Raw genomic sequence first — 13,987 nt, 5'->3', positions numbered from 1 at the left:
TGTGAATGTGTTTACTGCGCGCTGGGCTGATACTGGTTTTCGGTCGCCACGTAGCGGTATTCGAGCGCATCGGCCGGGCCGAGCGTGCGGACCTTGCCCGCCGCGACGATCCGGGTGCCGCTCATCGCGACGTGGATCAACGGCAGGTCGTCGCCATGCGGTTCGAAACTCAGCGCACCGAAGCTGCGCGCGCACGGCTGCTGGTCGTCGTCTTCGTCGCAGCTGGCGCCGTTGTCTTCGCCGGCGGCGACACTGCCCAGATACGTCCAGTGGGTCGTGTTGGGATCGGTCAGGTCGGCCGGATCGAACACGAGCAGGTCGTACGAATCCACGCGCACGCCGCCGCTCAGCGACCAGGTCGGTACCGCGAGCACGAACTTGCCGTCCGGGGTGTTGTAGGTCTGCGGCTTGCGCTTGTCGTCGATCGCGTTGCCGCGCTCGAAGGCGCCGAATTTGCCGATCGAGAACTCGGCCATCTCGAAGCCCCATGAACGCGCCGCGCCGGGCTGCGCCAGCGAGAACGTCGCCTGGCTCAGGGTGACCTGGGTGTCCGGGGTCGGATCGGCGTCCTTTTCCGCGTCGTTGTACTTTTCCGGGGTTTCGGCGACGAAACCGGTGTAGTAGCCGGCGCCGTCGAGTTCGAACGCATGGCCGAACCAGAACGTGGCCACGCTGCCGTTTTCGATCTCGTACGAGGCCGAGCCGTCGCCGGCGATGTCGTGGATGGCGTTGATCACTTCGCCCGGTGTCGGCGGCGTCGCGGCGGCAAGCATGTTGGCGATTTCAGACATGAGGAACATCCTGTTTTATGCGGTTTTTTGAACACAGCGCGCGTGGGTTGATGCGGCTTCGACCGGTTCGGCATGCGCCGCGGATACGGCGATCGGAACAGCTCAAAACCAGGCACAACGCGGGCGAGCGGTGCGGGTGTCCGACGACGCGTAAGCGGCGGCGATCGAAACCCGATGGATTCAGGGAAAGAGGCGGACGACGGATTCGAACGGCTGACAGGTCACGCGGCGACGCGAACGTCGACGCGGCACGATCGGCTGCGCGCAGGCAGCCGAGCGTTCCGCGCTACGTGCCGATGACCTTGCCGGGCTTGGGCTCTTGCGAGGCCTGAGCCAGTTGCGGCGCGTCCTGCTTGGCCTGGAAGGTCGACTGTTCGATCGGCTGACTCGCCGCCTGCGCCGTATTGGCGTGGACGCGAAGATGACCGGGATCGTTCAAGGCGCCCTGTACCGCGAACAAGCCGGTGCCGTTGGCGGTCGGGACCACGTGATCGATCTTGCTCAGACCGCTCACCTTGGCCTCGTACGTCAACGTGCCCGCGGCACGCTCGAGGTCATCGCGATTCTTGAACGCCTGCGGGCCGAGTTTTTCCAGCCCTTCGACCGCGCCCTTGAACATGCCGTGATCCGGATGGGCCGGATTCGACAGCAGCGGCGTGCGCTCGGCCTGCTTCAACGCATCGAGCGTCTTCGGGCCGGCAATGCCGTCTTCCTTCAAGCCATGGGCCTTCTGGAACGCCTGCACCGCTTCCTTGGTGCGATCGCCAAAATCGGCGTCCGCGCTCAACGCACGTCCGTGCGCATCGCGGTAGCCGAGCTTGTTGAGGCCTTCCTGCAGCGCGCGCACGTCCTGTCCGCGTTCGCCATGCTTGATCACGCCGTCGGCGGCCGCGTTGCTGCGGGCCGGCGTGGGTTTGGCGTCGTCCGGGGCCTGATTGAGGCTCTTCGGATCGCGCGTCATGTACTGGTTCAGACCATCGCGGTTGCGCGTGATGTCGTGCAGATAGTCGTAATTGCTGGTGCCGTTGGCGTCGCGGATCGCGCGGCCGCCGGTGACGGCCGCCTTGGCGCCGCCGTAGCCGGCGATGTGTCGCGCCTTGAGGAAACCGGCCACGGTCTCGGCCTTGTCGTCCTCATGCAGCACGCCGTCCTTGATCGCCTGGCGATAGGACTTGTCGCTGTTGATCTTGAAGGCCTTGTCCTGCAGATCGCCGGAGGCCTTGTACTTGTCCAGGCTCAGGCCGTCGTTCCAGTTGTGGGAATCCTGGAGAAAACGCGACATGCCGCCGCTGCTCGCCCACTTCCACTCCGCCCCGCGCACTTTCTCGGGGTCGAAGCCGTCGTGTTTCATCGCAGCGTCGAGCTTGTGCTTGTCGACATAGCCGGCATCGGACAGCCAACCGGCTCCCGCCTGGTAGCGTCCTACATAGCCTTGCTTGTTGGTGATGGCCAGATCACCGCCGTTGCTCTCGGTCAGAACCGTGGAAGCAACCAATCGTCGGGTCATCGCGGCATCCAAGCCGGCGATATTGCCCTGGTCGTACTCGTTGGCAGTGGCCACTGCCTTCTCTCGTCGATCAGCCATGACGCTGTCCTCTTGGATTGACGAAGTTATTGGGTTGTGTGGGTCTCCAGGAGACCGCGTGTCGCACTGCTTAGGGTCTTAAGACTCCTTGCACCGCATCGAGGCGATCTTCTGCGTCGGGCGATTGGTGGTGAATTCGAAGATGGTGGAGCCGGGGCCTCGATTGCCGCCGTCGTCCACATAGCCTTCAGCATACACGATTTTTGTGTTTGTCAAACTCAGCTTGAAGAACTGGTTGGCCTGGGTGTTTTCGGCCGTGGTGCCGTAATCGAGTTCGCATTGGCCCGCGATCGGCTCGACCGTGGCGCCCGCGCCGAACTGGCGCTGTAGCACCTGCTGGTAGTCCTCGCTGGCGTAAAATTTGAGCAATGTCACGGAACGGACCTGCTCGGCGGTACCGTTCAAGGTCACCCCGACCTCGCCTTCGTTGGCCTGCTTGATACCAGCCTCGGCACCGACCTTGCCGTCGGGCACATTGACCATGCCGAAGCCCGCGAGCAGCAGATTGCCGCTGCGATAACGCGCGTTGTCGGGCGCGTTGGAGTCGGGATTGTCCTGCGGCGCGGGATCGCGCCACTGCACGCCGGCGACGCGATCGAACGTCGACCAGGCCGCACCGTCTTTCGCGAGAAGTAGATCCAGTACACCTTCCAGCGGACTCATCTGCTGCTTTCCTTGCTGATCTGCGGCTGCCGGAGCGGCGGGAGACGGGGCCGGGGCGGCCGAAGAAGAGGCCGCAGCCGCGTCCGGTGCCTTATCCGGAGCTTGGCTACAGCCTACCACCAGCGACGTGGCGAGCATCAAGGCGAAATGCGCTGAGTACTTCATGGGGTCCTCGTGTGCGGATCGAGCTGTGTCGCGCTTGTACCTCAATAGCATAGACGGCCCGGGTGCCGCTGGGTGAGACGAGACAGGGCCGATGGCATGCACGCGACGTGAAGAATTAAGCGTCGTTCGCGGCGCTCGCCGGACCGAATGTCGTCACTGATCAGCCAAGCGCCATGTTCCCGCAACGCACCGGCTGTAGGAGCGGCGCAAGCCGCGACCGCGCCATAGCGTCGACATCGTTCTCCCCATGGCCTCAGGGTCGCGAGTTGCATGGCCGTACTTCGTAGCGCCTCGTTCAACGACTGGTATGAAGGCGCGCATGGCGAATCGGCGGTGGCGTTTGAACTCTCTGCGTTCGATCATCTGGACTATGCATCGCAGTGCCTTGATCGTGGCACCGAGCCGCGATGGCTCGCTCGCCACTGATTCATCGCACCCTCCTGACGTCATCCCCGCGAAGGCGGGGATGACGGCTCAAAGCAAGAGCCGCGCAGCTCGCGACCTCACAGGGCGCACTTCCCAGTTGTCGTTCCCGCGAATGCGGGCTGCGCTTTTATCTGGGCGCAGCCAAACATCCAGCGACTTTCGTGCAGAGGCGTCAAACACACTGGATTCCCGCGTTCGCGGGAATGACGGCCTAGGGGACATCGCGCGAGCGTGGACCATCCACGCAGTCGGACGGGCCACGATTCCTGACCTAGCCGTTCCCCACCCCAGTCGCCCCCTGATACAGCAACTCCCTACCCCGGCCGCTCCCGCACCGGCCGCTTGGCCAACCGTCGCTGCAAGGTCCGCCGATCCACGCCAAGCACCCGCGCCGCGGCCGAGACATTGCCGCCGCATTCGGCCAACACGCGTTGCATGTGCTCCCAGCCCTGGCGGCGCAGCGACGGCGGATCGCTCGGCGGCTCCGGCGGCGGCGTTTCCGGCGCGGATTCGAAGGCTTGCGTGAGCGCATCGATGTCGAACGGCTTGGGCAGATAGTTCCAGGCGCCGCGACGCATCGCATCGACTGCGGTGGCGATGCTCGCGTAACCGGTCGCGAGCACGATCCGCGCCTGCGGACGGCGCGCGAGCAGTTCGCGGATCAGCAACAGGCCGTTGTCGGCGCCGAGCTTGAGGTCGAGCACGATGCCCTGCGCGGCGAAATCCTCCAGCGCGGCCAGAGCACTGGCCGCGTCGTGACGCGCCTGCACGTCGATGCCGCGCCGCTGCAACAGACGCGCCAGCACCTGGCAGAACGCCAGGTCGTCGTCGACCAGCAGCATCTTCTCGGGCAGGCTCATGCCGGCGGCTCCACCAGCGGCAGATCGACCTCGGTCACGCAGCCACCGCCTTCACGTTCGACCTGACGCATCCGGCCGCGGTTGCGTTCGATGCTGGCCTTGGAAATCATCAGACCGATGCCGAGCCCAGTGCCCTGAGTGTCGCGCCGCGGCAGCGCGGTGATGCGCGCCGGGCCCGCGCCGCGATCGCGAATCGACACGATCAGCCAACCGTCGCGAAGTGCCGTCGCGACTTCGACCGGTTCGTCATGGCCGCGCCCGGCATTGGCATCGGCGGCGTTGTTGATCAGATTGATCAGCGCCTGCGGCAACGCCGCATCGACGCGGACCGCGCGATCGGCCGCGCCCGGCGTGAAGATGGCGCTGGCGTTTGGCCGCAGAAGTCGCCAGCGGTCCACGCAGGCATGCACGAAGCTGTCGGCGCTTTCCACCGTGGCCTCGCCGGCCGCGCCGCGTCGCGCCATATCGGCCAGGGCGCGCACGTGATCGCGGCAATGGCTCAGCTGCGAACGCAGCAGTTCGATGTCCTCGCGCGACGGCGTCTGCTCGCTGCCGAGCCAGTCGTCGACCAACAGGCTCATCGTCGCCAGCGGCGTGTTGAGTTCGTGCGCGGTGCCGGCCGCGAGCGAGCCCAGCGCCGACAGCGATTCGTCGCGAATCGCGCGTTCGCGCGCTTCCGACAAACGCCTGCGTTGATCGCGCACGATGGTCATGAAGCGGCTCAGCACCACCACCATGATCCCGGCCGAGAGCAGGAAATTGACCCACATACCGGTCACGTGCAGCTGGAAATCGCTGCCGTGGACATGCGGCAACGCGATGTGATGGCGCAGCAGCCAGGTGTACAAGGCCGCGGTCAGCACGGTCAGGCCGAGCATCGGCGCGATTTCCAGGCCGATCGCCGCGACCGCCACCGGCAGCAGATACAACGAGACGAACGGATTGGCCGGTCCGCCGGAGTAATACAGCAACGCGGTCAGCGCGAGCAGATCGACCAGCAACTGCAGGACCAGCGTGCGGGTGCCGGAGTCGCGATGACGCAGCCACCACAGATGGCTGGCGAGGTTGAACGCCAGCAGCGCGCCCGATATCGCCAGCAACGGACGCACCGGCACCGGCAGGTTCAGGCGCTCCACGACGAACACGACCGTGAGCATCTGCCCGGCCACCAACAGGTATCGCAGGTAGATCAGCAATTGCAGCACGGGGCCGTCCGTCAGGCGTGAGGCCGGGATTATCGCACCCGCGCCGGGTCCGGCCCTGCGGTGTTGCGATGGCGGTCACGCCGGCCTGCGACATTCGGACGCAGGCGCGGTTTTGGCGGCGGTATTCTCGTTGCGCCAGGGTCGTCTGGCGATTACAGGAATGGATCTCATGGAATCGAAGATCATGCAAACAACGCGATGGGCTGGCATGAAGGCCCTGCTGTGCGGCGCGCTGGGCCTCGCCGCGCTTGGCACCGGCGCACCCGCGTCGGCGCAGCCGAATCCCACCGGCACGGTGCTGCACTGCTACGTCAGTCCGAACGATCAACCGATGCCGCCGGGCAATCTCGGCCGCTGCACCTCCTTCTACCCGAGCCCGCAGGGCTATGTCGCCGATTTCGAAATCCGCAATCTGCCGGCCGGCAGCTACAGCTTCGTATGGACCTCCGACCTGGGCGTGGTGCTGCCCTGCTCCACCGTGTATTGCAGCCAGCGCTATCGCGGCGATATGGCGGTGTTCGATTTCGTCACCGTGACCTATACCAACCTTGCTACCGGCGAGGCCAAGAGCGTCAGTCGCGGCGTGAGGATCAGTGGGTCGTTGTGATGGGCGCGAATCGGTAATCTGTAAATACGTGACATTGCAGCCCAGATGCTGCGCCAGGTATCTGTGATTTCAACTTTCCTTTTGCGTCTGAAAAAGCGGGCTTAGGCCCGCTTTTTTTTGATGGCGCCAACGACGCGCGGCTTGCGACATCATGATCGATCAAAACGTCGGGACCGGCCATTCATGCGCATATCTTCGCGGCCGGGCCTCGTAAGACGCGATCCATGCCTCTGCGTTCCACGCAATCGCGACGCCTGTCAATTCCGACAGTTCGCGTGCCGCGCGACAGCCCGGCGTTATCCTCGCCCGGCCAGGTTCCTCTGGCGATCACAGGATCGGATCCCATGAAATCTAAGCTCATGAAAACAAACGGACGCACGTTCATGAACACCGCGCTGTGTGCCGCGCTCGCCCTCGCCGCGATCGGCTCCACCGCCTCCGCCCCCGCGTCGGCGCAATCGTTCCCGAGCGGGCCGATACTGCACTGCTACATCAGTCCGAATGATCAGCCGATGCCGCCGGGCAACCTAGGCCGCTGCGCGTCGTTCTCGCCGGGCCACAGCAGTTACCGCGCCGACTTCGAAATCCGCAATCTGCCGGCCGGCAGCTACACCTATGCGTGGACCAGCGAGATGGGCCTGGTGCTGCCCTGCAACACCTCGCGTTGCAGCGTGACCTACCGCGGCAACATGGCGGTCTCCGACATCGTCAATGTGACCTACACCAACCAGACCACCGGCGTGGCCAATACGCTCAGCCGCAGCGTGCAGATCAACGGGCCGCTGTAACCCGTCGAGGTGCTTTCAACGAAAAAGCGGGCCTGCGCCCGCTTTTTCTCATGTATCGAACAATAGTGAAAAGCTCCCTCTCCCGCTTGCGGCGACCGCAGGAAGTGCAAAGCTGAGAGGGCTGGGGTGAGGGTCTGCAAGCGCGGTGAATACCGAGCAGCACCACCCTCGCCGCTCCACACATTCGTCAATTGAACTTGTAATTAGCCTCCAACCAGAACTGCCGACCATACGGATCGTAGTTTCCGACCGGATAGAACGGCCAGCCGCCGCCGCTGCGATCCGCCGGCGGTCGCGAGTCGCGCAGGTTGTTGACGATCAACGACACGCTGGCCTGATCGCTCAATCGATACGACACACTGCCGTTGTAGCGGGTGTAAGGCGCGATGCGGCCGCTGCCGTCGCCGTTGGGCAGGCTGCCGTAACGCAGCGCGGTCAGGTTGCTGTTCCAGCGGCCGATGTTCCAGCCCAGGCTCGCGTTGACCTTGCTGCGCCAGTCGGTGTAGTCGAGCGAATTGCGCACGTCGATCTTGGGATCGTCGGAGAATTGCTGATAGTCGTGCTTGAGCACCAGGGTGTAGCCCAGGCGCGTGTTGAAATCGCCGAAACGGCCGGCGCTCCAGCGGAAATTGCTCTTCAGGTCGATGCCGTCGGTGCGTTCGGAAGCGGCGTTGATCGCGTTGATCAGCACCCGGCGCACCTGATCGGGCTGCACCGGCGCATCAGGCGGATTGCGGATCACCCGGCCCAGCACATCGCGGCAGTTCGGCGAATTGATGTCGCGCGGTTCGCCGCTGATGGTCTGCCCCAGGCGGCAATCGGCTTCCTCGCGCAGGATGCGGCTGCTGCTGAGGTTGGTGACCTGATCGTCCAGGCGGATGCTGTAGTAATCCACCGACACATCGAAATGATCCGACGGCGACCAGACGATGCCAAAACCGTAGGACTTGCCGTTTTCCGGCTTCAGATTGGGATTGCCGGCGCTGGTGTAGTCGATCGCCAGGCCCGAGTAATCGCAGTCGTCGAAGTCCTGGCCGGCGGTGCGGCAGCGCCAGTAGTCGGTCATGCCCGGGTTATAGCCGCGGGTCTCGGCGGCGAAAATGTAGTTCATGTCCGGCGCGCGGAAACTGGTCGCGGTGGTCGCGCGCAGCAGCAGGCTTTCGATCGGGCGGAATTCCAGGCCGACGTTCCAGGTCGCCTTGCCCGACCTGCGGCCGGCGAAACGGAATTCGTCGTAGCGCGCGGCGGCCGACGCGGTCAGGGTGCTGAAGATCGGTACGCTGATCTCGCCGCCGACCGCATAGCGGTCGCGCTCGCCCGAGGCGCTCACGCCCGCGGTGGTGTTCCAGAAGGTGCCGTCGCCCAGGCGCGGATCGGGCAGATTGCGATAGCCCTGGTTGCCGGCTTCGATCACGCCGGCAAAACCCACCGGACCGGCCGGCAGATCGAACAGATTGCCGTTGACGGTGAAGCTCAGGTTCTGAATCCAGGCGGCGTTGTCGCTTTCGTAGAAACCGGTCAGGCGCTGGTAGTCGGCCGGAGTCAGTGGCGTGTAAAGACGCGCCGGATCCGGGTTGTAGATGCCGATGCCGGTCGAGGTCGTGCCCAGGCGCGGGCCGAGGTAGAACTCGTTGATGCCCGACAGGAACTGGCGGCGCTTGGTCAGGTTCTGATAACGGCCGCGGTTGTAGGCCAGTTCGTAATCCCAATCCGACTCGCCGAAACTGCCGCGCACGCCGGTGCTGAACGACCACGAGCGCTCGAGGAAGCGATTGTTGTTGGCATGCGCCGAACCGATTTCCTCCGGCGCGATGCGGCGATACCAGATCTCGTTGAGGCCGGTGGCCCGATTGAGAAAATAGTTATTGTCCGAGGTCCAGCTCGGCGCGCGGGTGTTGTTCTCGATGCTGGAAATGCCCAGTTGCAGATCGGCGAACACGTCGGTGCGATCGGACACGTGCCAGGTCAGCGAGCCGTAAGCATCGGCGTTCTTCTTCTGGGTTTGCACGGTCCAGAACGCCGGCGAAGCTTCGTTGCTGCCGCAGTACCAGCCCTGGCGCGGGTTGTTCACGCGCGCGGTGGACCCGTGATACAGCCCGCCGAGGGTGTTGCAGTTCGCGCCCGGATCGATGTAACCGTTGGTGCGCGCATTGCGGCGGAAACCGACCTGGGTCGGCAGCAGCGGATCGCCGGCCGGCTTGTCGAGCAGCGAATCCATGAAGTCGCGTTGATCGCCCCAGATCGCTTCGCGGTGCGACAGCTCGAGGCCGTACACCGCATCGATGCGGTCGTTGGAATAGCCGCTGACCACTTGCAGGCGCTGGTTCTGGCCGCCGCCGGCCTCGGTGCCGCCGACGCGCAGATTGACGTCGGTGCCGTCGAACTTGTCCTGCAGGATGATGTTGACCACGCCGGCCACCGCATCGGAGCCGTACACCGCCGAGGCGCCGCCGGCCAACACTTCGATGCGCTTGATCAAGGCGCTGGGAATATTCGCCAGATTGACCACGTTGACCGAGCCTTCGTAGGCCAGCGGGTAATCGGCCAGACGCCGGCCGTTGACCAGCACCAAGGTGTGATTGGGGCCGAATCCGCGCAGATTGATGGTATTGGCCGCGGGCGTGAAGGTGTTGCCGAAGTCCTCGCCCTGCACTGAGCCGGTGTTCTGGGTCAGCGCGCTGATCGCGTCGAACGCGCTGCGATAACCCTGCGCGTCGATGTCCTGCTTGCTGATCACGGTGACCGGCGACGGCCCTTCCAGGGTCGCGCGCGGAATGCGCGAACCGGTCACCACGACTTGATCGAGCAAGGTCGCCGGCTGGCCGTTATCGGAGGCGGCCTGGGTGGGCGTGCGTTCCTTGGCGGTCTGCGCTTGCGCGACGGCGGAGGCGAAAAAAGCCGGCAAGGCCAACGCGACGAAGACGGTCAACGGACGGCGTCGCAGCCGGGAAGTGGCGTGCATGAATATTCCTTCGAAAGGGGGAATTCGCGCCGGCGGGTTGTGATCCCCACGCCCATCGTCGCGACGTTGCACGCATCTTTGTTGCCCCGCAGCAAACGCAGAAATGAAGGCGCGGTATCTGCATATGGCGACGGGGCATTTGCGTCGCGCGTTGCAGTCTGCCGAACACGCCGCAGCGGGCCTGTGCGCGCGGACACGAATCGCGGCGAACGCGCGGACGCGACGCGCGCGCTCAAGTCGACACAATCGGCAAAGCGACACAGTGCGTCGTTCGACTCGCGCGCACTGCCGGCGTGATCGCGCGCACGCACGACCCGTTATGCGCGGCCGCGAACGTGTCGCAGATGTAAACACCGCGTTGAGAACAGTGACGCAGCGCATGCCGACACGCGGCGATCTGTGACGCAACCGGGGCTTTGCCGCTTGCCGGCCGACATAAGCTCGCGCTCCCCGAGCCACCACAACAAAGGAGTGCGCCATGACCCGCTCCATGTCCGTCCCGGAAATGTCCGCCTCCGAACAAGCGGCGATCCGCAGCCATCTGTTGCAGCGCTATGGCGCGCTTGGCCGCGCCACGCCGTCGCAGGCGGCGCGCAACAAGCTCGACAGCGCCATGGACAGCGCGCGCGTCACCGCGCCCGATGCGCAGGCCTGGCCGGTGATGCCGTTGCCGTTGGACCTGCCGCGTCCGTCGCTGGCGATCCGCGTGCTGGGCAATCTGAGCTACGGCGCCACGCCGCAATCGATCGCGCAATTCAACGCGCTCGGCAGCACCGATGCGCAGCGCCTGGCCAACTACGTCGACTGGCAGCTCGACTGGGCCGCGATCGACGACAGCGCGGTCGAAACCCGCCTGACCAATGCCGGCTACACCACCCTGGGCAAATCGCTGACCCAGTTGTGGAACGATCACGTCAAGGCCGATCCGACCTATGACGTGCGCATGCGTCCGGCCTGGGAATCGCAGCGCGCCGCGTTGGTGCGCGCGGTCCATTCCAAGCGCCAGCTGCGCGAGATCATGGTCAATTTCTGGCACGACCATTTCAACGTCACCGCAAGCGACTACGACGCCGGCCCGGTGTACGTGAGCTATCAGCGCGACGTGCTGCGGCCGCAGGCGTTCGGCAACTTCCGGGTGATGCTCGAGGAGGTCGCCAAGAGCACCTCGATGCTCTACTACCTCGACAACGCATCCAACACCCGCGCCGGCCCGAACGAGAATTTCGCCCGGGAATTGCTGGAGCTGCACACCCTCGGCGCCGAACATTACCTGGGTTTCATGGACCCGTTCCAGGTGCCGCCGGATGCGGAAGACCCGAGTTATCCGGCCGGTTACACCGACATCGACGTGTACGAAACCGCGTCGGCCTTCACCGGCTGGTCGGTCAAGAACGGGCATTGGCAGTACCCGGCCGAGAACGACGGCAGCTTCGTTTACCGTCAGGCCTGGCACGACGCCGGTCCGAAATTCCTGCTCGGCCGCATGCTCTATCCCGAGCAGCCGGCGCTGAAGGACGGCCGCGACGTGCTCGATCGTCTCGCCAGCCATCCGGGCGTGGCGCGCTTCATCTGCAAGAAAATAATTCGCCGCTTCGTCAGCGACACGCCCGATCCGGCGCTGGTCACCAGCGCGGCGACGATCTTCCGGCAGAACTGGCGCGCGGCCAATCAAATCGAACTGACTCTGCGGCATATCCTCACCTCGACCGCGTTCGCGCAGACCTGGGGCGCGAAATCGCGGCGGCCGTTCGAAGCGGTGGCCGCGGCGATGCGCGCGCTCGGCAGCGAGTGGACGCTCAACGTCGGCACCGCGAAGAGCGACGAATTCGCCTGGCGCATGGGCTTCACCGGCCACGCGCCCTACGACTGGCCGGCGCCGAACGGCTATCCGGATACGCAGCAGGCGTGGTCGGGTTCGAGCAGTTACGCGATGACCTGGAAGATCCTCAACTGGCTGACCGAGACCAGCGACAACGGCGTGCCGCTGGCGCCGATCCTGGCGACCACGCGCGCGCAGGTGCCGTCGTGGACCGCGACCAAGCTGGTCGACTTCTGGTGTCAGCGCATCCTCGGCTACGCACCGACCGCGGCGCGCCGTCAGACCTTGATCGCCTTCATGGCCCAGAACGGCGACCCGGCCAGCTACGTGATCACCGACACCAACACCTGGGCCGCGACCGATCTCAAGCGGCACTACAACCAGGAACGTCTGCGCAGCATGGTCTCGCTGATCCTGATGTCGCCCGAATTCCTCAGCCGCTAGCCGTAACTCAGCCAGGACGCCGACATGACCCTGACCCGACGCGAATTCCTCAAGGGCACTTGCGCCACCGCCGCCGCAGGCGCGGTGGGCGGACCCGCCCTGCTGTTCGCCGATTCCGCGTTCGCCGCGCCCAACGGCCACGACACCGTCGTGCATCTGTTCCTGCGCGGCGGCCTGGACGGCCTCAACCTGGTGGTGCCGATCGACGGCGCCGACCGCGGTTTCTACGAGCAGGCGCGGCCGAATCTGGCGATCGCCGCGACCGGCACGTACGGCGCGCTGCCGCTCACCCTCGCCAGCGGCGCGGGCACCGGCTTCGGCCTGCATCCGTCCGCGAGCGGCCTGCGCGATCTGTGGAACGCCGGGCATCTGGGCATCGTGCATGCCTGCGGCTTGTTGACCAGCGTCACCCGCAGCCACTTCGACGCGCAGTTGTACATCGACCTGGGCACGCCCGGCCAACAGGGCATCGGTAGCGGCTGGCTCGCGCGCGCGATGAACACCCAGCCGAAGTTGAACGGCGCGGAAAAACTGCCGGCGCTCGGTGTCGGCGCGCGGCAACCGGTCGGACTGCTCGCCTCGGTGCAGGCGCTGACCATGGCCAGTCCGTCCGACTTCGCGCTCAATGCCGGCGCGTGGTCGTGGCAGACCGTGCGCGCGGGCGCGCCGACCGGATTCGCCGGCGTCAACGAAACCCTGGCCGCGCTGTGGAACGGCAGCACCGCGCTGGAACTGGGCGGACAACGCGCGGATCGCGCCTTGAAAGTGATCGCCCAGCAGACCTACAGCGCGCCGCCGACGGGCTGGCCGACCGGCGCCTTCGCGCAGCAGATGTGGACGATCGCGCAATCGGTCCAGTTCAACCTGGGCCTGCACTACGCGACGCTCGATCTGGGCGGCTGGGACACCCACGACGGCCAGGGCACGGCCGGCAGCGGCTATCACTACTACCAGAACAAGATCGCCGAACTGTCGCAGGCGCTGTCGGCGTTCTACGCCGCGCTCGACGCCAGCGGCCACGCCGGACGCGTAACCGTCGTGGTGCAATCCGAATTCGGCCGGCGCGTGCGCGCCAACGCCAACGGTGGCACCGACCATGGCTACGGCAATCCGGTGCTGGTCTTGGGCGGCGCGGTCAACGGCCGGCGTTTCTACGGTTCGTGGTCGGGCCTGGATCCGGAGATCCTGTCGCCGCATTTCGGCGACGTGCCGGTGACCACCGATCATCGCCGGGTGTTGTCGGAGATTCTCGTCAAGCGCATGGGCAATGCGAATTTGTCGACGGTGTTTCCCGGTTACAGCGGCTATGCGCCGTTGGGGATCGTGCGCGATTTCGGCGCGGTGGCCAAGCCGATGCCGGGCATCTCGACGGAGTTGCGGGCGCGCTCGGCGATGGCGGCGCAGCCGCGGGTGGATGATCCGGATTTGCTGGAACGGTTGATGCGCTACATGCGTGAGTTGGTGGACTGAGGTCCGGCGCGACGCGTGTGCGGTCTTCTGGCTTTTGCTTCGGCCTTGGCTTTGGTTTCGCTTCGGCTCCGCTTTAGCTTTAAGCCCCGATTTCCTCCCGCACATCCAGCGCTGCGAGGCTTATAACTCGCGTTAGCAAACGCACACCCGAAGGGCGGCGTGCAGGATGCACGCCGTGCGCCACCGGGACATGGATGTCCCG

Annotated in this window: 10 protein-coding genes; 4 read left to right on the top strand and 6 right to left on the bottom strand. The window is 65.3% G+C overall.

Features of this window, described 5'->3' with window-relative positions:
- Positions 1–11 precede the first annotated feature (11 nt).
- From AC3A4T_RS07925 to AC3A4T_RS07905, 5 genes are all read right to left on the bottom strand, one after another.
- Complete coding sequence (locus tag AC3A4T_RS07925; protein WP_487674881.1) at positions 12–791, bottom strand: hypothetical protein; 780 nt, start codon at positions 789–791, stop codon at positions 12–14.
- 286 nt (positions 792–1,077) lie between these two features.
- Positions 1,078–2,376 carry an XVIPCD domain-containing protein gene (locus AC3A4T_RS07920; protein ID WP_487674880.1) on the bottom strand — a complete coding sequence of 433 codons (1,299 nt, stop codon included), beginning with the start codon at positions 2,374–2,376 and terminating at the stop codon, positions 1,078–1,080.
- Between the two features lie 78 nt (positions 2,377–2,454).
- On the bottom strand, positions 2,455–3,204 hold the full coding sequence (locus tag AC3A4T_RS07915; RefSeq protein ID WP_487674879.1) for a hypothetical protein: 750 nt from the start codon (positions 3,202–3,204) through the stop codon (positions 2,455–2,457).
- Between the two features lie 740 nt (positions 3,205–3,944).
- Positions 3,945–4,490, bottom strand: coding sequence for a response regulator transcription factor (locus tag AC3A4T_RS07910; protein WP_487674878.1), 546 nt, complete (start codon positions 4,488–4,490; stop codon positions 3,945–3,947).
- Positions 4,487–5,695, bottom strand: a complete 1,209-nt coding sequence (locus AC3A4T_RS07905) for an ATP-binding protein (protein WP_487674877.1) — start codon at positions 5,693–5,695, stop codon at positions 4,487–4,489. Before AC3A4T_RS07905 ends, AC3A4T_RS07910 begins: the two co-directional genes overlap by 4 nt.
- 208 nt (positions 5,696–5,903) lie before the next feature.
- Here AC3A4T_RS07905 and AC3A4T_RS07900 point away from each other — a divergent pair, with 208 nt between their 5' ends.
- Positions 5,904–6,302, top strand: coding sequence for a hypothetical protein (locus tag AC3A4T_RS07900; protein WP_487674876.1), 399 nt, complete (start codon positions 5,904–5,906; stop codon positions 6,300–6,302).
- Between the two features lie 344 nt (positions 6,303–6,646).
- Positions 6,647–7,090: a hypothetical protein gene (locus AC3A4T_RS07895; protein WP_487674875.1), complete on the top strand. Its 444-nt coding sequence runs from the start codon at positions 6,647–6,649 to the stop codon at positions 7,088–7,090.
- 187 nt (positions 7,091–7,277) lie between these two features.
- Here AC3A4T_RS07895 and AC3A4T_RS07890 read toward each other — a convergent pair whose 3' ends face one another.
- Complete coding sequence (locus AC3A4T_RS07890) at positions 7,278–10,052, bottom strand: TonB-dependent receptor plug domain-containing protein (RefSeq protein WP_487674874.1); 2,775 nt, start codon at positions 10,050–10,052, stop codon at positions 7,278–7,280.
- A 478-nt stretch (positions 10,053–10,530) separates the two neighbouring features.
- Between AC3A4T_RS07890 and AC3A4T_RS07885 the strand changes: the two genes are divergently transcribed.
- Both AC3A4T_RS07885 and AC3A4T_RS07880 read left to right on the top strand, forming a co-directional pair.
- Entirely contained in the window at positions 10,531–12,315 is a 1,785-nt protein-coding gene (locus tag AC3A4T_RS07885; RefSeq protein WP_487674873.1) for a DUF1800 domain-containing protein, read from the top strand.
- 24 nt (positions 12,316–12,339) lie between these two features.
- A complete protein-coding gene (locus AC3A4T_RS07880) occupies positions 12,340–13,785 on the top strand; it encodes a DUF1501 domain-containing protein (RefSeq protein WP_487674872.1) in 1,446 nt (481 codons plus the stop codon).
- Positions 13,786–13,987: the final 202 nt, after the last annotated feature.

Source organism: Lysobacter sp. Soil_N_51, from assembly GCF_057655755.1.
Note: the sequence above shows the minus strand (reverse complement) of the source record. Positions and strands in the feature narration are given on the sequence as shown.